Origin of the sequence: Streptomyces sp. NPDC059866, from assembly GCF_042731325.1 — a bacterium.
GTDB lineage: Bacteria > Actinomycetota > Actinomycetes > Streptomycetales > Streptomycetaceae > Streptomyces > Streptomyces flavusporus.
This window is the reverse complement of record NZ_JBHWJT010000011.1, coordinates 101,831-124,578: the sequence shown is the minus strand read 5'-3', so window position 1 is coordinate 124,578 and position 22,748 is coordinate 101,831. Positions and strand designations below refer to the sequence as shown.

The window sequence follows — 22,748 nt, the reverse complement described above, 5'->3', positions numbered from 1 at the left end:
CCGGGTTACTGCGGGGGGTTGCCGTGCTTGCGCGAGGGCAGGTCGGCGTGCTTGCTGTGCAGCATCGCCAGGGACCTGATCAGTACCTCGCGGGTTTCCGCGGGGTCGATGACGTCGTCCACCAGACCGCGCTCGGCGGCGTAGTACGGGTGCATCAGCTCGGACTTGTACTCCTTGACCATGCGGGCCCGCATGGCCTCGGGGTCCTCGGCCTCGGCGATCTGGCGGCGGAAGATGACGTTGGCGGCACCCTCCGCGCCCATCACTGCGATCTCGTTCGTCGGCCAGGCGTACGTGAGGTCCGCACCGATGGACTGGCTGTCCATCACGATGTAGGCCCCTCCGTAGGCCTTACGCAGGATCAGGCTGATCCGTGGCACCGTCGCGTTGCAGTACGCGTACAGCAGCTTGGCGCCGTGCCGGATGATCCCGCCGTGCTCCTGGTCGACACCCGGAAGGAACCCGGGGACGTCCAGGAAAGTGACGATCGGAACGTTAAAAGCGTCACACATCTGCACAAAGCGCGCAGCTTTTTCGGATGCCTCGATGTCCAACACGCCTGCCAGCACCTGCGGCTGATTGGCGATGATGCCGACGACCTGTCCGTCGAGGCGGGCCAGCGCGCAGATGATGTTCCGCGCCCAGCGCTCGTGGACCTCCAGGTACTCGCCGTCGTCGACGATCTCCTCGATGACCTTCGCCATGTCGTACGGCCGGTTGCCGTCCGCCGGGACCAGGTCGAGCAGGAGGTCGGAGCGGCGGTCGGGGGCGTCCGTGGACTCCACCCGCGGCGGGTTCTCCCGGTTGTTCTGCGGGAGCAGCGACAGGAGGTAGCGCACCTCGGCGAGGCAGGTCTCCTCGTCGTCGTACGCGAAGTGGCAGACACCGCTCGTCTCGGCGTGCACGTCGGCGCCGCCCAGGCCGTTCTGGGTGATCTCCTCGCCGGTCACCGCCTTGACCACGTCCGGGCCGGTGATGAACATCTGCGAGGTCTCACGGACCATGAACACGAAGTCGGTCAGCGCGGGACTGTAGGCCGCACCGCCGGCGCACGGGCCGAGCATCACGCTGATCTGCGGGATGACACCGGACGCCTTGGTGTTGCGCTGGAAGATGCCGCCGTAGCCGGCCAGCGCGCTGACGCCCTCCTGGATGCGGGCGCCGGCACCGTCGTTGAGGGAGACCAGCGGGGCCCCGGCCGCGATGGCCATGTCCATGATCTTGTGGATCTTCGTGGCGTGGGCCTCGCCCAGGGCGCCGCCGAAGATGCGGAAGTCATGGGCGTAGACGAAGACCGTACGGCCCTCCACCGTGCCCCAGCCGGTGATCACACCGTCGGTGTACGGCTTCTTGGCCTCCAGGCCGAACCCGGTCGCCCGGTGCCGGCGCAGCTGCTCGACCTCACGGAAGGTGCCCGGGTCCAGCAGCAGCTCGATCCGCTCCCGGGCGGTCAGCTTGCCCTTGGCGTGCTGCGCCTCGGTCGCCCTCTCGCTCGGGCCGGCCACCGCCTGCGTGCGGATCTGGTGCAGCTCGGCCACTCGCCCGCGCGCGTCCGTCGGCTCGCCCGTCGGCTCGCTCGTCGACTCACCGGTCGCCTCATCCAAAACGGTCATGTAGCGACCTTACGAAGGACAACCGGGAAAGCGGGCCGTCGACTCCGTACAGTCTCCGGGGTGTTTTCCTGGTACCCCTTAACAGAACTAGGGGGGCATGCAGGCGTTCCGACTGCTCAGAGGGCTTCGGGTTTGTAGGGGTCGCACAAACTCGTCGGCTGGGAGTCACGTCACATTCAGGTCGGGCGCATGCCATCCCCCGGGTGACACGCGAGGATACCGGGCCTCAGCCGAAGCGGTTCAGCAGCCGGCGGTACACCGCGGGCGCGAGGCCGCGCACCCGGCCCGGCAGGGTCAGCCAGCCGGGGACGTAGACGTCGTCCCGGCCACGCCGGACCGCGTCCCAGACCGTGGCGGCGACCCGGCCGGGCGGCGTGGGGCGTGGGCGGGTGCGCTGGTAGGGAGTGCCGCGGCGGGCGAAGAATGCGGTGTCCACCGGGCCCGGCACAACGAGCGTCACGCCCACGCCGGTGCCGCGCAGTTCCTGCCGCAGGGCCTCGGCGAACGCGGCGATGCCGGCCTTGGCGGCCGAGTACACGGCCTCCTCCCGCACCCCCACACAGCCCGCGACCGAGCCGACGAGCACCACCCGTCCGCGGCCGGCGCTCACCATGGCGGGCAGGACCTCCCGGACCAGCAGCAGCGTGGCGTGGAGGTCGACGGTCAGCACCCGGTCGATGGCGGTGGCCGGCATCGTCACGAAGGGGCCGGCCCAGCCGATGCCCGCTCCGGCGACCAGGACGTCGATCCGGCCGGTGGCGCGCAGCGCGGACTCGGCCAGCAGACGGGGACCGTCGGGGGCGGCGAGGTCGGCGGGCAGGACGAGGGCCGATGTCCCGGCGGCCGTCTCCTCCAGCCGGATCCGGTCCTGTCCGCTGACGATCAGTTGCCAGCCGCCGGTGGCGAAGCGCCGGGCGGTGGCGGCGCCGATGCCCGAAGAAGCGCCGGTGACGAGTGCCACGGGCCGGTCGGTGCGGTACGGCGGCCGGTGCTCGCGCACCGTGGCCGGAGTGGGGGCGGGACGTGCCTTCGGGTCGTAGATGGAACCGGAGCCGGTGTGGGTCACTAGTCGGTCTCCCTGCGCTGTGGGTCCGGTTTTCCGGGACACGTAGTCCAGGACACCGCCTGCGCGGTCCCCGGCGCCAGTCATGGGGCGGTCCGTCCGCGGCGAGCTCACCCGAATCGCCGCCCGCCGCCCGGTCGTCCCTTCGGTGGGCCGGGGCCGCGCCGGTCACGTACCGGCGCGGCAGGACCACTCCTGCGGGCCGCGGGGTACACCCAGGCGGCGGTACGGGCGGTACGGGCGCGGGTTTACCGGGATACGAAGGGGAGACCCCGGAAGCTCCCCCAACTCCGGTTCCGGCCGGTTCACGTGGCGAGGTCACCATGCGATTGCTGCTCGTCCACCCCAGCGCCCTGATGTATTCCGAGATCTTCCTGCGGCTCGAACCTCTGGGCCTGGAACGGGTGGCGGGCGCCGCTCGGGACGCCGGGCACGAGGTGCGGGTCGTGGATCTGCAGGTGACCGGCCGGAGGCAACTGCGCGACGAGGTCCGGTCCTTCCGCCCTCAGGCTCTCGGGGTCTCGCTGAACTATCTGGCGAACATCCCGGAGGCGATCGAGCTGGCCGCCGAGGTGAAGCGGGCGGTACCGGGCTGCTTCGTGTTCTTCGGCGGGCACAGTGTGTCCTTCGTCGCCGAGGAGGTGCTGGAGCAGGCCGAGGGGGCGGTGGACGCGGTGGTCCGCGGCGAGGGCGAGCCGGCCGTCGCGCCGCTGCTGGCGGCGGTCCGCGACGGCGGGGTGCCGGGGGTGCCCGGGATCGTCACGGCCGAGGGGCGTGGTCCGGCGCCGCTGATGGTGCACAGCATCGACTCCCCCGTCCCGGCGCGCGACCTGATGCGCAACCGGCGCCGTTACTTCATCGGCGAACTGGACCCGTGCGCCTCCGTCGAGTTCACCCGCGGCTGCCCCTGGGACTGCTCGTTCTGCTCGGCGTGGACGTTCTACGGCCGCAGTTACCGCAAGGCCTCTCCCGAGGCGGCGGCGGCCGACCTGGCGGGCATCCGGGAGCCCAACGTGTTCATCGTCGACGACGTCGCCTTCATCCGGCCCGAACACGGGGACGCCATCGCCGCGGAGGTGGAGCGCCGCCGCATCCGCAAGCGCTACTACCTGGAGACGCGCAGCGACGTACTGCTGCGCCACCCCGAGGTGTTCGAGCGGTGGGCGCGGCTGGGCCTGCGCTACATGTTCCTCGGCATGGAGGCGATCGACGCGGAGGGGCTGGAGCTGTACCGCAAGCGGGTCAGCCCCGACGAGAACCTCCGTGCTCTTCGGACGGCCCGCCGGCTCGGCATCAAGGTCGCCATCAACCTGATCGTCGACCCGGCCTGGGACGAGGAACGCTTCCGGGTGGTGCGGGAGTTCGCGCTGGCCGTGCCGGAGATCGTGCACTTCACCGTGATGACGCCGTATCCGGGGACGGAGATCTGGCACACCGAGTCGCGCCGGCTCACCACCCGCGACTACCGCCTCTTCGACATCCAGCACGCCGTGGTGCCCACGGCCCTGCCGTTGGAGCGGTTCTACGAGGAGCTGGTGCGCACCCAGGCCGTGATCAACCGCAAGCATCTGGGACTGCGCACGGCCTTCGGCGCGGCCCGCGTGCTCGGCCGCAACCTGCTGCACGGGCAGACGAACTTCGCCCGCATGCTGTGGAAGTTCAACCAGGTCTACAACCCGCGCCGCCAGATCGCCGATCACACCAGGCCCGTCCACTACGAACTGCCCCTGCCGCAGCACCTCGACGTCACCGACCGGCGTCAGCTGTACGTCCACACCCGGGGGGCGACGCAGGGCGCACCGGGCCACCGGGCCACCGAGTAACCGGACGGGCGCGGGCGTATGCCGATCGCCGTCCTCGCCTCGCTCGCCGCCGCTGTCTGCTTCGCCGTCGCGGGCGTCCTCCAGCAGTGGGCGGCGGGCGGGCGGCCGGACGAAGAGGCGCTGTCCCCGCGCCTGTTGGGCCATCTGGTGCGGGAGCCGCTGTGGCTGTGCGGGATCGGACTGGCCGTGGTGGCGTACGGATTCCAGTCGCTGGCCCTGGCGTTCGGGCCGCTCAGCCTCGTCCAGCCGCTGATCGTCGCCGAGTTGGTGTGCGCCGTGCCGCTGTCCGCGTGGCTGCACCGCATGCGGCTCGGTGGCCGGGAGTGGTTCGGCACGCTCGCCGTGACCGTCGGCCTCGCCCTCGCCCTGCTCTCCGCCCGCCCGCACGGCGGCCGTCCGGAGTCGGCGGACGCGCTGTCCTGGCTGCTGATCCTGGGCGCGACCGCCGCGCTGGTCGCCGCTGCGCTGACGGCCGCCCGGCCGCTGACCGGGCCCTGGCGGGCATCGGCGACGGCCCTGGCGGCCGGGGCGGTCATGGGCACCCAGTCCGTCCTGCTGGCCGCCACCGTGGAACGCCTGAGGCACGGGCTCGGCTCCGCGCTCTCCGCCTGGCAGACCTACGCCCTGGTGGCGGCCAGTGTGGTGGGCCTGCTGCTCATCCAGAGCGCCTTTCAGCAGGGCCCGTTGGCCGCGAGCATGACGGTGATCGACACGACGGAGCCGGTGGTCGCCGTGACCGTGGGCACGACGGTCTTCGGGGAGGCCGTCCGCACGGGCTGGCCGGTCAGCGCGGTCACGGTGACGGGGCTTGCGCTGGTGGCGGCCGGGATCGTGAGCCTGGACTCGTCACCGGTGATCGCGGCGCTGCGGGGACGCAGGGCGGCCGGTCCGGCGTGAGCCGCCGGCTCACGCCTCACGCGGTGTGCCGCTGCGGTTGGAGGAGGCGGGGGCCGTCCAGACGGGCAGGAGGTCCTCGGTCAGGACACGGTCCCAGGAGGGGTGCGTGTCCCGCGCGGTGGCCGCGGCGCGGTGGCGTACCGCGTCCAGCAGCCGTGGCTGGTCGACCAGCGCGCCCAGAGCGTCCGACCAGTCCCGGGGGTCGTCACCTCGTACGACGATGCCGTCCTGGCCGGGCGCGGCCAGCCACTGTGTGGTGCGCGCGCCGTCCGGCAGCAGGACCGCCAGGCCGCTCGCCATCGCCTCGGCGACGACGTTGCCGCAGGTCTCCGTGCGGGACGGGAAGGCGAAGACGTCGCAGCCGGCGTAGACCGGGGCCAGCCGTTCCTGCGGGAGGGTGCCGAGCAGGGTCACGTCCGGTCCGAGGACCCGCCGGACCGGGTCCGCCTCCGCGCCCGAACCGGCCATGACGAGGTGCACGGCCGTTCCTCGGTCGCGCAGACGCCGTACGCTCTCGGCGAGCAGCGGTACGCCCTTGGTGGCGTCCAGCCGGCCGGCGAACAGCACCAGCGGGCGGTCGGCCGGTACGCCGTACTCCCGGGCGAGCCGGGCCCTGGCCGTGGGGTCGGGCCAGAAGCGCCGGTGGTCGATGCCGCGGCGGAGCAGGGCGACCCGGTCGGCGCCCAGGGTCCGGGCGAGTTCCGCGCCTCCGGCCGGGGTGGGGACCAGCACCTGTTCGCAGGCGCCGAGCAGCCGGTCCCGTCGTCGGCGCAGCAGGGTCTCGGCGCGGGCCGAGAGGAACTCCCCCGTCCGGCGGTGGACGCCGGGCAGCCACCGGTCGGCGAGGTAGCGGCTGTAGACGGAGGCCAGCGCGGGGACGTCGGTGTGCACGGAGGCCACGAGCCGGGGTGTCCGGGCGCCGTTGCGGGCGGCGCGGTGGGCCAGCCGTACCGCGGTGGCGGCGTAGGCGAAGCTGTGCGTCAGATGCCAGACGTCGTGCCGGGGCAGCAGCGCGGCCAGCCGGCGATGGTGGGGGGCGAGGTCGGAGGTGTCCTCCGCTCCGTCGGCCGACATCAGGGCGGAGGTCGCGAGGGCCGGCCGCAGCATGACGAACCGTACGTGCGGGGACAGGGCCTCGACCCGTTCCCGCTCGCCGAGAAAGTAGACGGTCAGATCAAGACCGGGAGCGTCCGGCACGCGTTCCGGCAGCCGGCCGGCGCTCTCCGCGAAGCGCTCCCAGCATTTGACGTGCCCGCCTGACGTGCTGCTTCGCATCAGCTCGACCAGGACCGCGACCGAGAACACGATCACTGGGTACCACCCCGGCCGGTGATCCAACCGCGACACCCGAGAGATGACGTTGAAACTTGAACGGAATAGGTCTACGGTCGGTTCTGTTGATGTCGTTGAATCTTCAACAGCATGAAGGCTCAACAGCCCCGTCCCCTGAGGAGCACACCATGGGTATCTTCGGCAAGAAGAACTCCGACACCGCCAACACCTCGATCGAGAACACCGCCGTGAACCCCGACCTGGCCGCGCTGACCGGCGACTACACGATCGACTCCGCACACACGACGATCGGCTTCGTCGCCCGCCACGCCATGGTCACGAACGTCAAGGGCTCCTTCCTTGACTTCACCGGCTCGCTGCACCTGGACGGCACCGACCCCTCGAAGTCCACCGCCTCCATCGACGTCAAGATGGACAGCGTCAGCACGGGCAACGCCGACCGCGACGGCCACCTGAAGAGCTCGGACTTCTTCAAGACCGACGAGTTCCCGACGATGACCTTCCGCTCCACCAAGGCGGAGGCCCTCGGCGGCGACGAGTACCGCATCACCGGCGACCTGTCGATCCTCGGCGTCACCAAGCCGCTCACCATCGACCTGGAGTTCCACGGCGCCGCGAAGGACCCCTTCGGCAACGACCGGGTCGGTTTCGAGGGCAAGGCCGAGATCAAGCGCTCCGAGTGGGGCCTGACCTGGAACGCGGCGCTGGAGACGGGCGGCGTCCTGGTCTCCGACAAGATCAAGCTGAACTTCGACATCTCGGCGATCCGGAACGCGTGAACCCCACGCGTCGCGTGAGCTGACGCACCGAGCGCCCGCCCTCCGCTCCCTGGCTGGAGGGCGGGCGCTCGGCACGTCACGACCGGCACCAACCGGGCGGCGCGACTGCGCTCCGTACGAGACGGGCCGGCGTAGGTCCGGCACTGTCCTCGACGCACCCTTCGACGTGACCGTCGGGGCCGCCCGCTTCTTTGTCAGTGTCGTGCTTCCGCGAGCCGAGTAAAGGGCGCTTCGCGTCGGCTGCGCCGATCGGCCTGCGGCCGACCCTTGACTCGCCTCGCTCCAGCACGGGTGAGAAGCGAGCGAGCGGCCCGGAAAGGCGGGTGGCCGAGGCCTGTTTGCGGGTGGGGTCGGCTGCGTCGGCGTCCGGGGTCGGCGGGCGCGGTCGCGCCTCGCATGCACGCCGGGTCGGCTCAGCGACTGGCGGCGGGTGGGGGCTGGGGCGGGCGCGTCAGCGGGGTGGGGGCACGCCGGGTCGGCTCGGCGGGTGGCGGTGAGTGGGTGGCGGGGTGCGCCAGGTCGTCCGGTTAGCCGGGTGGTGGCACGTCGGTCGGTTCGGCGGCTACGGCGCCGGGACGGCGGTGGCCGTCCCTCGGTTCGCGCCAACGGCGGGCCCTGGAGCAGCAATTGGCAGGTTTGGGTCACCCAGCGGGAGAGAAAGCCCAGGTGAAGGCTGCCTGCGAGTGAGTCAAACCTGCCAATTACCTGCGGGGGTGCGGTCGGTGAGGCTGCTGTAGCAGATGGGAGTGCGTGGGCTGCCTCCGGTGGTGGCATGCCGGGTCGGTTCGACGGTCGTGGCGCCGGGGGCGGCGGGGGTCCACCCTCGGATCGCTCCGATCGCGGGCAAGGGTCACGTCCGCTGACGTGGTGGACGGCGGTCGCCCACCCGCGGGGGGGGAATCCGCAGGTGCAACACATCTGGCGGACATGTTGCATTCTCAGCCGCTACACCACTTCTGTGGACACGACCCGGGCAAGGAGCAGTGAGTGGAGGATTTGTGCCACCCACCGGGAGAAAGCCCAGGTCGTGGGTGGTCGTGGGTGCCTGCTAGTGGCACAAATCCTCCAATCACCTGCAGGAGTGGGGTCGGTGAGGCTCGTGTGCCAGTGATGTGACTTGCGTGGCCTGCCCCACCCAACCGCCGCCTCCACCCCCGCCATCCACCCACCGATCGTCACCATGCCGACCCGGCGTGCCGCCACACGGCTGTCGCGCCCGCCCCGCCACCCGCTCACCGCAAGCCGCTGAGCCCGCCCGGCGTGCCGCCACTCCGCTGACGCGCCCGTCCCCGCCACCCACCGACCACAAGCCGCCAAACCCACCCGGCCTGCCCGCCGCGCCGATGCGCACCCACCCACCGATCGCCGCCAAGCCCACCCGGCGTGCATGCGAGGCGCGACCGCGCCCGCCGACCCCGGCCCGCTCCGCAGCCGACGGAGGTGACCGCCTGCCTCGGCCACCCGCCTTCCCGGGCCGCTCGCTCGCTTCTCACCCGTGCTGGAACGGACCGAGTCAAGGGTGGCCCGCAGGGCCATCGCCGAAGGCGACGCGAAGCGCCCTTTACTCGGGCCGTGGAAGCACGACACTGACAAAGAAGCGGGCGGCCCCGACGGTCACGTCACCAGACACGGTCCCGGGGCCGACCCTGAGCGGTCACCTGGTCACCGTCGGCCCTCGAACTCGCACCACACGATCTTGCCGGGGTTGCGTTCCCCCACGCCCCACTTGTCGGCGAGCGCGGCGACGAGCAGGAGGCCGCGGCCGTGTTCGGAGTCCGACGGGGCGTCCGAGGCGTGCACCTCACCGGCGCCGCTGTCGTGAACCTCGGCGCGCAGTACGCCGTCGCCGTACAACGTCAGGCGCACGGCGAAGCCGCGGCCGGGCGGTGCGCCGTGGAGCAACGCGTTCGTCGCCAACTCGCTTACGCAGAGCAGTGCGTCGTCGCTTCGCTCGGTCATGGCCCAGTCTGCGAGCGTCTGTCGGGTGAACTCGCGGGCGTGGCCCACCGATCTGCGGTCCCGGCGGTAGAACGCCTCGCGAGTGTGGGGGTGTTGGGGTTGTGCGTTCATGCGGCCACTGTCACAGGGAGTCACTGGCATGGATCAGTGAGTGAGGTCGTAGTCCTGATTGCTACGAGCTCACTACGAGGACTTCGGCTGTGCACGGGGGAAAGGGTCACGCATGCACTCGGCGAAGAAGCCCAAGAAGGTCGGTTCGTGGCAGGCGGTCGGTGCGGTGCTCGCACACTGCCGGAAGAAGGCCCGCCTCACGCAGGAGCAGTTCGCCGAGATGGCGAGCATTCACGTGGACACCGTGAGGTCCATCGAGCAGGGGAGGCTTGCGCTTCAGCCGGATCGTGCGGAGCAGTTCGACGAACTGCTGGGGACGGGTGGGGTGTTGACCGTGCTGGTGGAGAAGATGCCGGTGCGGGAGCGGATCGTGCAGTTTGCGCAGGGGCTCGTCGATCACGAGCAGGAGGCGGTCGGCATCCTCTCGTACCAGAGCCTGGTGGTTCCGGGGCTCCTCCAGACCAGGGACTACTGTCGCGCCGTCTTCGAATACCGGTATCCGGCCCTCGGGAGCGAGACCGCCGAGCAGTGGGTGAACGCCCGGATGGAACGGCAGTTGATCTGGCAGCGGGACCGGCCGCCCGTGGGCCACTTCATCCTGGAGGAGTGCATCCTGCGGCGCCAGGTCGGCGGGCCGGAGGTGATGCGGGAGCAGATCCGCCAGATTCTGGAGTACACGGAGCCGGTCCACATGAGCTTCCAGATCATGCCTGAGGACCGGACGCCCCACGCCTGCCTCGACGGCCCCATGGTGCTGCTGGAAACCCCTGAACACGAGCGCCTGGTCTACCTGGAGGTGCAGCGCGCAAGTTTCCTCGTCGACGATCCCGACGAGGTCAGCGACTATCACCTCCAGTATGGAATGCTGCGGTCACAGGCCCTCTCTCCCGACGAGAGCGAGCGACTCTTGAAAGGACTGCTAGGAGAGTCATGAACACCGTGGCGTGGTTCAAGTCCAGCTACAGCGGCAGCCAAGGCGGCGACTGCCTCGAAGTCGCCTACGACTGGCGCAAGTCCAGCTACAGCAGCGACGAAGGCGGCAACTGCCTGGAAGTAGCCACCCACCCCTCCGCCATCCACATCCGCGACTCCAAGACCCCCGACGGCCCCGTCCTCACCGTCTCCCCCGACACCTGGACCACCTTCCTCGGCCGGCTCGCATGACCTGGCTGCCGCGCGACTTCGTACACCCCCTTCGCGTCGAGATCCCCGACGGGGACCGGCATCATCTGCGGCCGATCAGCGGGGCGGACGCGCCGTTGGACTATCCGGCCGTGATGGGGTCGCGGGAGCGGTTGTGGTCCATCTACGGGAAGGCGTGGGGCTGGCCTTCGGCCACGATGTCGTACGAGGCCAACCGGGAGGATCTGGAGCGGCACGCCGCCGAGATCGACGCGCACGAGTCCTTCAACTACACCGTGGAGACGCAGGACGGGACCGCTCTTCGCGGGTGCGTCTACATCGATCCGCCGCAGAAGGCCGGGGCCGATGCGGAGATCTCCTGGTGGGTGGTCGACAGTGAGGTCGGCGGGCGGCTGGAGCGGGCGCTCGACGCGTTCGTGCCGCGGTGGATCGCCGAGGAGTGGCCGTTCCGGCGTCCGCGGTTCGTCGGGCGGGATCTGAGCTGGGACGAGTGGCTGGCGCTGCCCGACGTGGAGTGAGGTCGCCGGCCCGGCCGGGGAGGCCTGGCTGGATTGCGCCCCTTGTGTGCGCGCTCACAGCGTTCTCATAATCCAGCACCAGGATTTGACGTGTCCTTGCCAGTAGGTCTCTTTGGCGTCGATCACTTGGCATGCCCTCGTCATTTCCGCCTACCTCCCACCCCCCACGGAAGGCATCCCATGAGAACCCTCCTCAAGGCCCTCAAGAGATGCGCGGTCGCCGGTGCGGCCGCGCTCGCGGTCGTCAGCCTTCAGCCCGTGTCCAACGCGCAGGCGGCCCCCGCGCCCGTCGTCGGCGGTACCCGCGCCGCGCAGGGTGAGTTCCCGTTCATGGTCCGGCTGTCGATGGGCTGTGGCGGCGCGCTGTACACCCAGCAGATCGTGCTGACCGCCGCGCACTGTGTGGGCGCCACCGGCAACAACACCAGCATCACCGCCACCGCGGGCGTCGTGGACCTGCAGTCCACGAGCGGCCGCGTCCAGGTCCGGTCCACCAAGGTCTACCGGGCCCCCGGCTACAACGGCAACGGCAAGGACTGGGCCCTGATCAAGCTCGCCCAGCCGATCAACCTGCCGACCCTGAAGATCGCCACGACCACGCAGTACAACACCGGCACCTTCACCATCGCCGGATGGGGTGCCGCCACCGAGGGCGGCGGCCAGCAGCGCTATCTCCTCAAGGCGAACGTGCCGTTCGTCAGCGACGCCACCTGCCGCTCCTACAGCGGCTACAGCGGCCTCATCGCGAACGAGGAGATCTGCGCCGGCTACACGGCGGGCGGCGTCGACACCTGCCAGGGCGACTCCGGTGGCCCCATGTTCCGCAGGGACGCCGCGGGTGCCTGGATCCAGGTCGGCATCACCAGCTGGGGCATAGGCTGCGCCCGGCCCAACGCCCCCGGTGTCTACACCGAGGTCTCCACCTTCGCCTCCGCGATCGCCTCGGCGGCGGCGACGCTCTGAGCTTCCGTACAAGTAGGGGGCCCGGTGCTGCCCAGCACCGGGCCCGTTCCACATCCGACAGGCGGCTCAGAACCCGCCCCCGAAGTCCCCGCCACCGCCGAAGTCCCCACCGCCGAAGCCGCCCCAGCCGCCGCTGAAGTCGTCGGTGTTGAAGTCCGCGCCGGAAACGTCACCACCCTCATAGCCGCCGGCGCCGAAGTCGCCGTAACCGGAGCCGTAGTCGGCGGCGTACGTCGGCGTGGCCATCAGGCTGCCGAGCATCGTGCCGATGAGCAGGCCGGGGAGGATGCCGCCCCCGAAGTAACCGCCGGCCCAGGGGCCGTAGGCCGGGCCCGCCTCCCAGTACGGACGGCGGCCGTATTCGGTGTCCACCTCACGGACCATGGGGTCGGCGCCGTCGGCGAGGCGGGCCTGGTCGGCCGCACAGACCGGGACCTCACGGGTCGCACCGCTGGACGGTGTCCAGGTCGCGTCGGCGACCGAGGGTCCGTGGCGCGGGTCGAAGAAGCAGGGCGGGCGACGCTCGGGGAGCGGGCGGCCCTCGCGGCGGGCGGCCAGGACGGAGAGCGAGAAGCGGCCGTCCTCCACCGACTGGGTCACCGCGCGTACGTCCTCGGGTTTCTGCGCGGCCGCCATGAGCGACTTCGCCTTGTCGTACGCGTCCAGCGCGTGTTCGTAGTCCGCGCGCATGGCGTCGTCGGCGCCGGGTTCGGCGGGGTGGAAGTCCAGCCGGTCCAGTTCCTCGCCGAAGGCCGTGATGTCCTCGTCGACCACGACGCGCAGCTTCTCCAGCGCCGCCCGCTGGTCCTCCTCGTGGCGGCGGCGGTTGCGGCGGACCAGCGTGTACGCGCCCGCGCCCCCGGCCACCAGCACCGCACCGAAGGTGATCAGGGCGGTCGTCGACACGCCGTCGCCGGTGCCCTCGCTCCAGCTGCTCGGCGCCGCGCCGCCCACGTTGCGCAGCGCGCCGTCGACGAAGTCGTTCAGCTGGGCCTTGGCGTCGCCCGCGCTCTGCACGGACGTGACCAGGTTGGACACGGCATTGCGGCTGAGCACGGCGCTGTCGGCCCGCGCGTCGAACTCGTCGCCGAGCCGGATGCCGTACAGGCCCGTGACGCCGGTTTCCGTGCGCAGGTTCTGGAAGAGGTTCTGCGTGGGGTAATCGGACGGGAGGACCGCCACGAAGACGGGCTTGTCCGCGTCCCGGATCTTGTCGGCGAGCGCGTCGGCGTCCGACTCCGACAGCACGTCGGACGCGGCCGGGTCCACGTAGACCGGACTCTCGCGGAGGGCCTCGGCGACCTTGGACAGGTCGGTGGCCGCGTACGCGCCCGGCGCAGCGACCAGCAGCGCCGCCAGCACGGCGGCGACAGGCACGATCAACAGGCGTAGAAGCCTTTGTACCAGCGCAGCCTTCATATGTTCGAAGCTACCGGAACTGGGACAGAAAAGGACATCGGTCCCGGGGAGGATTTCCCCGGGACCGGCACCCCCGCGATGCCGAGCGCCTTACGCGGCGGGCTCCACGCCGGCCCGCAGCAGGCCGTAGGTGTACGCGTCCTCGAGGGCCTGCCACGACGCGGCGATGACGTTTTCCGCGACGCCCACGGTCGACCACTCCCCCGCCCCGTCGGACGTGGAGATCAGGACGCGGGTCGTGGACTGAGTGCCGTGCTTGCCCTCGAGGATGCGGACCTTGTAGTCGACCAGCTCGAGTTTGGCGAGCTGCGGGTAGATCTTCTCCAGTGCGACGCGCAGGGCGCGGTCGAGGGCGTTGACCGGGCCGTTGCCCTCCGCGGTCGCAACGATGCGCTCGCTCTTGGCCCACAGCTTCACGGTGGCCTCGTTGGCGTGGCTGCCGTCGGGGCGGTCCTCGACGATCGCGCGCCAGGACTCGACCTCGAAGTACTTCAGGGGCTTGCCCTCGACCTCGGTGCGCAGCAGCAGTTCGAAGGAGGCGTCGGCGGCCTCGTACGTGTAGCCCTTGAGCTCGCGCTCCTTCACGCGCTCGACGACCCGGCCGACCACCTCGCGATCGCCGCCGAGGTCGATGCCGAGCTCCTTGCCCTTGAGCTCGACGGAGGCGCGGCCCGCCATGTCGGAGACCAGCATGCGCATGGTGTTGCCGACCAGTTCGGGGTCGATGTGCTGGTACAGGTCCGGGTCGACCTTGATGGCGGAGGCGTGCAGGCCCGCCTTGTGCGCGAAGGCGGACACGCCTACATAGGGCTGGTGCGTGGACGGGGTGAGGTTCACGACCTCCGCGACGGCGTGGCTGATGCGCGTCATCTCGCGGAGGTGGCCCTCGGGCAGCACCTTCTTGCCGTACTTCAGCTCCAGGGCCGCCACGACCGGGAAGAGGTTGGCGTTGCCGACGCGCTCGCCGTAGCCGTTCGCCGTGCACTGCACATGGGTCGCGCCCGCGTCCACCGCGGCGAGGGTGTTGGCGACCGCGCAGCCCGTGTCGTCCTGGGCGTGGATGCCGAGCCGGGCGCCGGTGTCGGCCAGGACCGTGGAGACGACCGCCTGGACCTGTGCCGGGAGCATGCCGCCGTTGGTGTCGCACAGCACGACGACGTCGGCGCCGGCCTCCGACGCCGTACGGACGACGGCCTTGGCGTACTCCGGGTTCGCGCGGTAGCCGTCGAAGAAGTGCTCGCAGTCGACGAAGACGCGGCGGCCCTGCTCGCGCAGGTACGACACCGTGTCGCGGACCATCGCGAGGTTCTCGTCGAGCGTGGTGCGCAGGGCCAGTTCCACATGCCGGTCGTGGGACTTGGCGACCAGCGTGATCACCGGGGCGCCCGAGTGCAGAAGAGCCTTGACCTGCGGGTCCTCGGCAGCGGTGGTGCCGGCGCGGCGGGTGGCGCCGAAGGCGACGAGCTGGGCGTGCCGGAAGTCGATCTCCTGCTGGGCGCGGGCGAAGAACTCGGTGTCCCGCGGGTTGGCGCCCGGCCAGCCCCCCTCGATGAAGCCCACACCGAAGTCGTCCAGGTGCCGTGCGATGGCCAGCTTGTCCGCGACGGTGAGGTTGATGCCCTCTCGCTGGGCGCCGTCGCGCAGGGTGGTGTCGAAGACGTGGAACGAGTCGTCCAGCTCGCTGGTTTCCGTCATGGTCTGAAGGCTCCTGATGTATGGATCTCGGTCAGTACCGGAATGACCGGTTCCACCGTCCTCCCATGATCCCGCGCGCTGAGCCTCCGGCTGAAGGTGGGCCAGAAATGCGAAAAACCTCTCGCGGGTGCGAGAGGTCTGCGCGCGGGTCGAGGACGACGGTGTCCGCCCGTACGTGGTCGTACGTGGCGGTCACTGCGGACCGGCGCGCCTGCTGCCAATAATCGTGGCGAACGAGAGCACGGAGGCAGTCTGGCACAACCTGCCCCCGGCCTCATCGCCGTCTCAGAATGCGAACCCCGGGTGACTCAGCGCATACGTCACGCATGGCGGCACCGGTTCGTGACCGGTCAGGCGTCCGCGGGGAGATGCTCGTCCAGGAACTCCCGGACGTGGCCGAGTACCTGCCCCCGGTCCGTCCCCCGCAGCCCGATCGCCACATGGATGGAGAAGCCGTCCAGCAGCGCCCGCAGCCGGGCCGCGAAGCGGTCCGGGTCGACCGGGCGGAACTCGCCGCGCGACACCCCCTCGGCGAGCAGCGCCACCAGGTCGCGATGCCAGGCGCCCTCGATCGCGGACTGCCGGTCGCGGGCGCCGTCGTCGGCGTTCTGCGAGCGGTTCCAGACCTCCAGCCAGAGGGTCCAGTGCGGGTCGCGGTGGCCGTCGGGAACGTACAGGTCGACGTAGGCGTCGAGGCGTTCGCGGGCCGTGGCCGTGCGGCTGAGCAGCCGGCCGCGCTCGACGCCGAGCCGGCCCTCGCTCCACTCCAGGGTCTGCAGCAGCAGCTCGTCCTTGGAGTGGAAGTAGTAGAGCAGGTGACCGCTGCTCATACCGACCTCGCGGCCGAGCGCCGCCATGGTGAGCTTCTCCAGACCGCGCTCGGCGATCATCTCCATGGCGGCGGCGAGGACGGCCTCGCGGGGCGGGGCGTTCTTCCGCGCACCGGCCATCCGACGGCTCCTAGATCTTCGGCTGCTGTTGCGTGATGCAGTGGATGCCTCCACCACCCGCGAAGATCGTACGGGCGTCCACCAGCGTCACGGTCCGCCCGGGGAAGAGGCGGCGGAAGGTGCCGGCGGCGATTTCGTCGCGCGGGTCGTCGAAGGCGCACAGCACGACGCCGCCGTTGCAGAGGTAGTGGTTGATGTAGGAGTAGTCGGCCCAGTGGCCGTCGGCCTCCAGGACGGTCGGGGCGGGCACCTCGACGACCTCCAGGCGGCGGCCGCGGGCGTCGGTCTGCGCCCTCAGCAGGCCGATGATCTCCTTGGTCACCTCGTGGTCGGGGTGCGCCGGGTCGGGCTGGTGGTGAGCGACCACGACGCCGGGGCGGGCGAAGGCGGCGACGATGTCGACATGGCCGAGGGTGCCGAAGCCGTACGGGGGGTAGTCGCCGGTGAGGCCGCGCGGCAGCCAGATCGCCTTGCGGGTGCCGAGATGGGCGTGGATCTCCGCCTCGACCTCCTCGCGCGTCCGGTCCGGGTTGCGCTCGGGGCCGAGCTGCACGGTCTCCGTGAGCAGGACCGTGCCCTCGCCGTCGACATGGATGGCGCCGCCCTCGTTGACGAGCTCCGAGGTGTACGTCCTTGCGGAACCCGCCAGGTCCGAGACGTACGCGGCGATCTTCGCGTCGTGCTCCCAGCGAGCCCAGGACTGGGCTCCCCAGCCGTTGAACGTCCAGTCGACCGCGGCGAGTCCGCCGTTGCCGTCGGTGAGGAACGTGGGGCCGATGTCGCGCATCCAGGCGTCGTCGAGGTGGCGTTCGACGGTGTCGATTCCCTCGCCCAACAGGCTTTTCGCTTCCGCCGACTGTCCGGGGCCGCACACCACCGTCACCGGCTCGAAGCGGCGGACCGTGCGGGCGACCGACGCCCAGGCGACCCGGGCCGCGGCGAGGTCGTCCGGGTCGTCGAAGGTGGGGTTGGGGCCCGGCCACGCCATCCAGGTGCGCTCGTGCGGGGTCCACTCGGCGGGCATGCGGAAGCCGTCGGCGGCGGGGGTGGTCATCTCGCGGATCCTCACAGGAAGTACAGGCGGTTGAGGGAGACCGACTCGGCCGGCTCGGAGCGGAGCGGCTCGCCGTCGAGGGTGACCAGGCCGGTGCGCTGGTCGACGTCGACGGATCCGGTACGGGAGTTGAGGCGCAGGTCGGCGGGGCCGATGCCGCGAGTGCCGCGGACGGCGACCCTGCGGCGGCGCGTCGGCATGGAGTCCCGGCCCTGGTCCACGGCCGCCTGTGCGACGAAGGCGACCGAGATGTCGGCGGGCGTGGCACCGTATGCCCCGAACTGCGGCCCCAGGACCAGCGGTTCGCAGGTGTCGGTCGCCGCGTTCGGGTCGCCGACCACCCCGTACGCCGGGAAGCCCGCCTTCAGCACGAGCTGCGGCTTGGCCCCGAAGTACTCCGGCCGCCACAGCACGATGTCGGCCAGCTTGCCGACCTCGATCGACCCGACCTCGTGGGAAAGGCCGTGTGCGAGGGCCGGGTTGATGGTCAGCTTCGCCATGTAGCGCAGGACGCGTTCGTTGTCGTGCTCGTCCGGGGCGCCGAGCTCGGCCTTCATCTTCCCGGCCATCGCGAACGTACGGCGGACGGTCTCGCCGGCCCGGCCCATGCCCTGCGCGTCCGACGAGGTGATGCCGATCGCGCCCAGGTCGTGCAGCACGTCCTCGGCGCCCATCGTCCCGGCGCGGATGCGGTCGCGGGCCATGGCCGCGTCGCCCGGCAGGTCGGTTTTCAGGTCGTGGACGGAGACGATCATGCCGTAGTGCTCGGCGACCGCGTCCCGGCCGAAGGGGAGGGTGGGGTTGGTGGAGGAACCGATGACGTTCGGAACTCCCGCCATCTTCAACACGTTCGGCACGTGTCCGCCGCCGCAGCCCTCGATGTGGAAGGCGTGGATGGTGCGGCCATCGAGGACGCGGAGGGTGTCCTCCACGGACAGGCACTCGTTCAATCCGTCACTGTGCAGGGCGACTTGGACGTCGTACTCCTCGGCGACCCGGAGCGCGGTGTCCAACGCCCGCGTATGGGCGCCCATGTCCTCGTGCACCTTGAAGCCACTCGCGCCCCCCTCGGCGAGCGCCTCGATCAAAGGAGCCGCCACCGAGGACGAACCCCGCCCCAGGAACCCGATGTTGACCGGCCAGGCGTCGAAGGCGTTGAACGCATGCCTGAGCGCCCACGGTGAGTTGACCCCGACCCCCCACACCGGCCCGAACTCCTGCCCGATGACCGTGGTCACGCCGGATGCCAGCGAGGCCTCCATGATGCGCGGCGACAGCAGGTGGACGTGAGTGTCGACGGCCCCGGCGGTGGCGATGAGCCCCTCCCCGGACACGATCGAGGTGCCCGTGCCGACCACGACGTCGACCCCGTCGAGGGTGTCGGGGTTGCCGGCCCGCCCGATGGCATGGATCCGGCCCTCGCGGATGCCGATGGAGACCTTGCGTATGCCCTGCGCCACGTCGATGACGACGACGTTGCTGATGACGACGTCACAGGTCTCGCGGACGGCGGCGGCCTTGAGGTGCAGTCCGTCCCGGGCGGTCTTGCCGAAACCGGCGAGGAACTCGTCGCCGTACTGCTGGGAGTCGGACTCGACACGGATCACCAGCCCCGAGTCGCCCAGACGGATGCGGTCGCCCGCGCGCGGGCCGTGCGTACCGGCGTACTCGTACGGATTCACCGCTCAGCTCCCAGATATCCACAGGCGGCGGCCCTGCGCAGGGCCTCTTCCTTCGCCCCCGGCGCGTCCAGCGCCCCGTCGACCAGACCGGCGAAGCCGATCGCGATGCGCTCACCCCCGATCGGCACGAGCCCGACCTCGACGCTCTCCCCCGGCCCGAAGCGCACGGAGGACCCGGCGGGGACGGCGAGCCGCATGCCGTAGGCCTGCGCGCGGTCGAAGGCGAGCCGCGGGTTGACCTCGAAGAAGTGGAAGTGCGAGGTGACGGACACCGGCACGGTGGCGGTGTTGGTGACCGTCAGCCGGAGGACCGCCTCGGGCTCGGCATGCCCGGGCCCCGGCAGCAGCGCCCCCGGGCCCTGCTCCCCCAGCCCGCCCCCGATGGGGTCGGAGACGACCGCAAGCCGCGAACCGTCGTCGAAGACGGCCTCGACGTGCACCTCGGTGACCACGTCCGCGACGCCGGGCAGCACATCGTCAGGGCCGAGAACGCACCGGCCCCGCTCCACGGCCTCGGCGAGCCGGGCCCCGTCGCGGGCGGCCTCGCACACGGCGTCCGCAATGAGCGCGGTCGCCTCCGGCACATTGAGCCGCAGTCCCCGGGCACGACGAGCACGGGCCAACTCGGCGGCCCCGAAGAGCAGCAGCCGATCACGCTCCGTGGGGGTCAGTCTCATGACGCGGGCACCTCCTTGCCGTCCCCCTATTTAGAGCAGCACTCTAAACGACTGACGCCTGGAACGGGAAGACAGACGGGCAGATCGAGGCGCACACAATTGAACATCGCTCAAACAATCTGACGGGTGTCTGTGGACGCTGGCCGGCATAACTCAGCCCGTCCGGCGTTTGAGGACGAGGCCCCTTCAGGGCCGAAGCGGGGGCCCGGGGGCGACAGCCCCCGGCGAGGCCCACACCCACGCCGGGTGCGGACCAAACGCCGGGGAGCGAAACACACCGTCAGCCAAGCAGATGCATCCACCCGTGCTGATCCACAGCAGTGCCCCGCTGGATGTCGAGGAGCGCCTGGCGGAGCCGCAGCGTGGCCTCGCCGGGCTCGCCCCCGGAGTGCTGCCACTCGGCGCCGTCGCGCTTGACCGTGCCGACGGGGGTGATGACGGCGGCCGTGCCGCAGGCGAAGACCTCGGTGAGGGAGCCGTTGTCGGCGTCGCGCTGCCACTGGTCGACGGAGACGCGGCCCTCCTCGGCCTCGTAGCCGAGGTCACGGGCGACGGCGAGCAGGCTGTCGCGGGTGACGCCCTCCAGGATGGAGCCCGTCAGAGAGGGCGTGACGATGCGGTCGCCGTACACGAAGTACAGGTTCATGCCGCCGAGTTCCTCGACCCACTTGTGCTCGACCGCGTCGAGGTAGCAGACCTGGTCGCAGCCCTTGGCGGCGGCCTCGGCCTGGGCGAGGAGGGACGCGGCGTAGTTGCCGCCGGTCTTGGCGTCGCCCATGCCGCCGGGGACGGCGCGGACGCGGTCCTCGGAGACCCAGATGGAGACCGGCTTGACGCCGCCGGGGAAGTAGGCGCCGGCCGGGGAGGCGATGACCAGGAAGAGGTACTCGTTGGCGGGCTTCACGCCGAGGCCGACCTCGGTGGCGATCATGAACGGGCGCAGGTAGAGGGACTCCTCGCCGCCGTGCGCCGGGACCCACGCCTTGTCCTGCCGGATCAGCACGTCACAGGCCTCGATGAACGTCTCGACCGGCAGCTCGGGCATCGCGAGCCGGCGGGCGGAGCGCTGGAAGCGCAGGGCGTTCTGGTCCGGGCGGAAGGTGGCGACCGAGCCGTCGGGCCGGCGGTAGGCCTTGAGGCCCTCGAAGATCTCCTGCGCGTAGTGCAGGACGGTCGTGGCGGGGTCGAGGGAGATCGGCGCGTACGGGACGAGCTGTCCGTCGTGCCAGCCGCGGCCCTCGGTCCACTTGATGGTGACCATGTGGTCGGTGAAGTGGCGGCCGAAGCCGGGGCTGGCGAGGATCGCCTCGCGCTCCGCATCGGAGAGCGGGTTGGCGGAGGGCTTGAGCTCGATCGTGGGCGTCGTCATGGTGGTTGTCCTTCACCGGTTGTCGTGACGGGCCGCGCTCACGCCTGTACGGCCAGTGGCCAATGCTAGGACGTCCGAGCATTCCCTCATAGCGGCTCCGCGTTCGATTATCACGTGCGGGGCCCCGGGGGCGAAATGGCTCGGCGCCTGCGGCGCGAGTCACGGCATAACTCGTTCGTGTGATGGTCGGCCTGCGAGCTTGCAGCCAGCCGCAAGGCCCGCAGTACCGTGATCAGGCGATTTAGGTTGTGGGGCATGGCGCCAGCGTGCGGGGCCCCTGCTTCACCAGAGGGATGATTCAGGGCCTCCCCGTTGCCTCTGGCCGTGTCCCTATAGCCGAGTCGCCAGGGACTCCGCCCACCCGGATCGGACCACGGACAGGATCCACGTCGCCGCTCGGGATGCGAAAGCGGACGACCAGTGCGCCCAAGACCGTTCGGGGCGTGCCAGTACGAGGGGATCGCTCCCGGGTACTGCCAAGGAACGGTTGATGGTCGCACCCGGTGACCGGGTGCCCAACACAAGAAGCCGCCGGGCCTGTGCGACCCGGCGGCTAGTGTGGGAGTCGGCGGGTCAGCCGGCTACTCGTACGGCGAGCGCGTCGCCGATCTCGGAGGTGCTGCGGGCCGGCTTGCCGACGCGGTCCGCGAGGTCGGCGGAGACCGCGTCCTCGATCCGGGTCGCCTCGGACTCGTGGCCGAGGTGGCGCAGCAGCAGGGCGACGGACAGGACCGTGGCGGTGGGGTCGGCCTTGCCCTGGCCGGCGATGTCGGGCGCCGAGCCGTGCACGGGCTCGAACATCGACGGGAACTCCCCGGACGGGTTGATGTTGCCGGAGGCCGCGACGCCGATGCCGCCGGAGACGGCCGCGGCGAGGTCGGTGATGATGTCGCCGAAGAGGTTGTCGGTGACGATCACGTCGAAGCGCTCGGGCTGGGTGACCAGGTAGATGGTGGCCGCGTCGACGTGGATGTACTCGGTGGTGACCTCGGGGTACTCCTCGGCCACCTGGTTGAAGATGTTCGTCCACAGGTGGCCCGCGAAGGTGAGCACGTTGTTCTTGTGGACCAGCGTGAGCTTCTTGCGGGGGCGGGCCTGGGCGCGGGCGAAGGCGTCACGGACGACGCGCTCGACGCCGTAGGCCGTGTTGACGGACACCTCGGTGGCGACCTCGTGCGGGGTGCCCTTGCGGATGGTGCCGCCGTTGCCGGTGTACGGGCCCTCGGTGCCCTCGCGGACCACGACGAAGTCGATCTCCGGCTGGCCGGCGAGCGGGGTGGCGACGCCGGGGAGCAGCTTCGACGGACGCAGGTTGACGTGGTGGTCGAAGGCGAAGCGGAGCTTGAGCAGGAAGCCGCGCTCCAGGACGCCGGAGGGGACGCTCGGGTCGCCGATCGCGCCCAGCAGGATGGCGTCGTGCTTCCTGAGGTCGTCGAGGTCGGCGTCGGTGAGGGTCTCACCGGTGGCGTGGTAGCGCTGGGCGCCGAAGTCGTACTCCTTGGTCTCCAGCTTCACATCCTGCGGGAGGACGGCGGAGAGGACCTTCAGGCCTTCGGCCACGACCTCCTGGCCGATGCCGTCACCGGGGATCACTGCGAGATTGATGCTGCGAGACATACGGGTACCGTACTCCTCGTCCCATGGGATGACACAGTGCGTCCGCGATACGGACACTCCGACGGGCGACGGCATCATCGTGTCGCCGCCCGTTCACCCGTACGTATGACGGGTGTTGGGGTG

At 70.7% G+C, this 22,748-nt stretch carries 19 protein-coding genes; 7 read left to right on the top strand and 12 right to left on the bottom strand.

Annotation, left to right across the window (positions count from 1 at the left end; translation table 11 throughout):
- Window positions 1-5 precede the first annotated feature (5 nt).
- Both ACFV7R_RS18770 and ACFV7R_RS18765 read right to left on the bottom strand, forming a co-directional pair.
- The gene (locus ACFV7R_RS18770) at window positions 6-1,613 is read right to left on the bottom strand and encodes an acyl-CoA carboxylase subunit beta (protein WP_385264572.1); all 1,608 of its coding nucleotides are present in this window, start codon (window positions 1,611-1,613) and stop codon (window positions 6-8) included.
- Between the two features lie 226 nt (window positions 1,614-1,839).
- A complete protein-coding gene (locus ACFV7R_RS18765) occupies window positions 1,840-2,679 on the bottom strand; it encodes an SDR family NAD(P)-dependent oxidoreductase (protein ID WP_385264570.1) in 840 nt (279 codons plus the stop codon).
- A 320-nt stretch (window positions 2,680-2,999) separates the two neighbouring features.
- On the opposite strand from ACFV7R_RS18765, the gene hpnR reads away from it, so the two are divergent.
- Together hpnR and ACFV7R_RS18755 are read left to right on the top strand one after the other, a co-directional pair.
- The gene (hpnR, locus tag ACFV7R_RS18760; protein ID WP_129801569.1) at window positions 3,000-4,499 is read left to right on the top strand and encodes a hopanoid C-3 methylase HpnR; all 1,500 of its coding nucleotides are present in this window, start codon (window positions 3,000-3,002) and stop codon (window positions 4,497-4,499) included.
- An 18-nt stretch (window positions 4,500-4,517) separates the two neighbouring features.
- Complete coding sequence (locus tag ACFV7R_RS18755; protein ID WP_385264568.1) at window positions 4,518-5,396, top strand: DMT family transporter; 879 nt, start codon at window positions 4,518-4,520, stop codon at window positions 5,394-5,396.
- Window positions 5,397-5,405: 9 nt separating this feature from the next.
- Here ACFV7R_RS18755 and ACFV7R_RS18750 read toward each other — a convergent pair whose 3' ends face one another.
- Window positions 5,406-6,707 (bottom strand): glycosyltransferase, encoded by a 1,302-nt coding sequence (locus ACFV7R_RS18750; protein ID WP_385264567.1) that lies wholly within the window; start codon window positions 6,705-6,707, stop codon window positions 5,406-5,408.
- Window positions 6,708-6,856: 149 nt separating this feature from the next.
- On the opposite strand from ACFV7R_RS18750, the gene ACFV7R_RS18745 reads away from it, so the two are divergent.
- Entirely contained in the window at window positions 6,857-7,468 is a 612-nt protein-coding gene (locus ACFV7R_RS18745; RefSeq protein ID WP_385264566.1) for a YceI family protein, read from the top strand.
- 1,662 nt (window positions 7,469-9,130) lie between these two features.
- On the opposite strand, the gene ACFV7R_RS18740 is transcribed toward ACFV7R_RS18745, so the two are convergent.
- Window positions 9,131-9,538 (bottom strand): ATP-binding protein, encoded by a 408-nt coding sequence (locus ACFV7R_RS18740; protein ID WP_385264565.1) that lies wholly within the window; start codon window positions 9,536-9,538, stop codon window positions 9,131-9,133.
- Window positions 9,539-9,650: 112 nt separating this feature from the next.
- Between ACFV7R_RS18740 and ACFV7R_RS18735 the strand changes: the two genes are divergently transcribed.
- The 4 genes from ACFV7R_RS18735 to ACFV7R_RS18720 all read left to right on the top strand — a co-directional run bounded on the left by ACFV7R_RS18735 (window position 9,651) and on the right by ACFV7R_RS18720 (window position 12,162).
- Window positions 9,651-10,472, top strand: coding sequence for a helix-turn-helix domain-containing protein (locus ACFV7R_RS18735; RefSeq protein WP_385264564.1), 822 nt, complete (start codon window positions 9,651-9,653; stop codon window positions 10,470-10,472).
- Window positions 10,469-10,702: a DUF397 domain-containing protein gene (locus tag ACFV7R_RS18730; protein ID WP_385264563.1), complete on the top strand. Its 234-nt coding sequence runs from the start codon at window positions 10,469-10,471 to the stop codon at window positions 10,700-10,702. Before ACFV7R_RS18735 ends, ACFV7R_RS18730 begins: the two co-directional genes overlap by 4 nt.
- On the top strand, window positions 10,699-11,199 hold the full coding sequence (locus ACFV7R_RS18725; protein ID WP_385264562.1) for an N-acetyltransferase: 501 nt from the start codon (window positions 10,699-10,701) through the stop codon (window positions 11,197-11,199). Before ACFV7R_RS18730 ends, ACFV7R_RS18725 begins: the two co-directional genes overlap by 4 nt.
- A gap of 180 nt (window positions 11,200-11,379) precedes the next feature.
- Window positions 11,380-12,162, top strand: coding sequence for a serine protease (locus tag ACFV7R_RS18720; RefSeq protein ID WP_385264560.1), 783 nt, complete (start codon window positions 11,380-11,382; stop codon window positions 12,160-12,162).
- Between the two features lie 66 nt (window positions 12,163-12,228).
- On the opposite strand, the gene ACFV7R_RS18715 is transcribed toward ACFV7R_RS18720, so the two are convergent.
- From ACFV7R_RS18715 to ACFV7R_RS18680, 8 genes are all read right to left on the bottom strand, one after another.
- The gene (locus ACFV7R_RS18715) at window positions 12,229-13,581 is read right to left on the bottom strand and encodes a hypothetical protein (RefSeq protein WP_385264559.1); all 1,353 of its coding nucleotides are present in this window, start codon (window positions 13,579-13,581) and stop codon (window positions 12,229-12,231) included.
- Between the two features lie 90 nt (window positions 13,582-13,671).
- On the bottom strand, window positions 13,672-15,276 hold the full coding sequence (gene cimA / locus ACFV7R_RS18710) for a citramalate synthase (protein ID WP_385264558.1): 1,605 nt from the start codon (window positions 15,274-15,276) through the stop codon (window positions 13,672-13,674).
- Window positions 15,277-15,626: 350 nt separating this feature from the next.
- The gene (locus tag ACFV7R_RS18705; protein WP_385264557.1) at window positions 15,627-16,226 is read right to left on the bottom strand and encodes a TetR/AcrR family transcriptional regulator; all 600 of its coding nucleotides are present in this window, start codon (window positions 16,224-16,226) and stop codon (window positions 15,627-15,629) included.
- 10 nt (window positions 16,227-16,236) lie between these two features.
- Complete coding sequence (locus tag ACFV7R_RS18700) at window positions 16,237-17,280, bottom strand: agmatine/peptidylarginine deiminase (RefSeq protein WP_385264556.1); 1,044 nt, start codon at window positions 17,278-17,280, stop codon at window positions 16,237-16,239.
- A gap of 11 nt (window positions 17,281-17,291) precedes the next feature.
- On the bottom strand, window positions 17,292-18,962 hold the full coding sequence (locus ACFV7R_RS18695) for an urease subunit alpha (RefSeq protein WP_385264554.1): 1,671 nt from the start codon (window positions 18,960-18,962) through the stop codon (window positions 17,292-17,294).
- Window positions 18,959-19,639 (bottom strand): urease subunit gamma, encoded by a 681-nt coding sequence (gene ureA, locus ACFV7R_RS18690; protein WP_385264553.1) that lies wholly within the window; start codon window positions 19,637-19,639, stop codon window positions 18,959-18,961. Before ureA ends, ACFV7R_RS18695 begins: the two co-directional genes overlap by 4 nt.
- Window positions 19,640-19,919: 280 nt before the next feature.
- A complete protein-coding gene (locus ACFV7R_RS18685) occupies window positions 19,920-21,008 on the bottom strand; it encodes a branched-chain amino acid aminotransferase (protein WP_385264551.1) in 1,089 nt (362 codons plus the stop codon).
- Between the two features lie 573 nt (window positions 21,009-21,581).
- Window positions 21,582-22,625, bottom strand: a complete 1,044-nt coding sequence (locus ACFV7R_RS18680; protein WP_385264549.1) for a 3-isopropylmalate dehydrogenase — start codon at window positions 22,623-22,625, stop codon at window positions 21,582-21,584.
- Window positions 22,626-22,748 lie beyond the last annotated feature (123 nt).

Excerpts from the sequence above, each read along its gene's own strand:
- ACFV7R_RS18725 (WP_385264562.1), top strand. The coding sequence starts at position 10,699 with ATGACCTGGCTGCCGCGCGACTTCGTACACCCCCTTCGCGTCGAGATC.
- ACFV7R_RS18745 (WP_385264566.1), top strand. The coding sequence starts at position 6,857 with ATGGGTATCTTCGGCAAGAAGAACTCCGACACCGCCAACACCTCGATC.
- ACFV7R_RS18720 (WP_385264560.1), top strand. The coding sequence starts at position 11,380 with ATGAGAACCCTCCTCAAGGCCCTCAAGAGATGCGCGGTCGCCGGTGCG.
- hpnR (WP_129801569.1), top strand. The coding sequence starts at position 3,000 with ATGCGATTGCTGCTCGTCCACCCCAGCGCCCTGATGTATTCCGAGATC.
- ACFV7R_RS18735 (WP_385264564.1), top strand. The coding sequence starts at position 9,651 with ATGCACTCGGCGAAGAAGCCCAAGAAGGTCGGTTCGTGGCAGGCGGTC.
- ACFV7R_RS18700 (WP_385264556.1), bottom strand. The coding sequence starts at position 17,280 with ATGACCACCCCCGCCGCCGACGGCTTCCGCATGCCCGCCGAGTGGACC.
- ACFV7R_RS18730 (WP_385264563.1), top strand. The coding sequence starts at position 10,469 with ATGAACACCGTGGCGTGGTTCAAGTCCAGCTACAGCGGCAGCCAAGGC.
- cimA (WP_385264558.1), bottom strand. The coding sequence starts at position 15,276 with ATGACGGAAACCAGCGAGCTGGACGACTCGTTCCACGTCTTCGACACC.
- ACFV7R_RS18770 (WP_385264572.1), bottom strand. The coding sequence starts at position 1,613 with ATGACCGTTTTGGATGAGGCGACCGGTGAGTCGACGAGCGAGCCGACG.
- ACFV7R_RS18755 (WP_385264568.1), top strand. The coding sequence starts at position 4,518 with ATGCCGATCGCCGTCCTCGCCTCGCTCGCCGCCGCTGTCTGCTTCGCC.
- ACFV7R_RS18705 (WP_385264557.1), bottom strand. The coding sequence starts at position 16,226 with ATGGCCGGTGCGCGGAAGAACGCCCCGCCCCGCGAGGCCGTCCTCGCC.
- ACFV7R_RS18715 (WP_385264559.1), bottom strand. The coding sequence starts at position 13,581 with ATGAAGGCTGCGCTGGTACAAAGGCTTCTACGCCTGTTGATCGTGCCT.
- ACFV7R_RS18680 (WP_385264549.1), bottom strand. The coding sequence starts at position 22,625 with ATGTCTCGCAGCATCAATCTCGCAGTGATCCCCGGTGACGGCATCGGC.
- ACFV7R_RS18740 (WP_385264565.1), bottom strand. The coding sequence starts at position 9,538 with ATGAACGCACAACCCCAACACCCCCACACTCGCGAGGCGTTCTACCGC.
- ACFV7R_RS18685 (WP_385264551.1), bottom strand. The coding sequence starts at position 21,008 with ATGACGACGCCCACGATCGAGCTCAAGCCCTCCGCCAACCCGCTCTCC.
- ureA (WP_385264553.1), bottom strand. The coding sequence starts at position 19,639 with ATGAGACTGACCCCCACGGAGCGTGATCGGCTGCTGCTCTTCGGGGCC.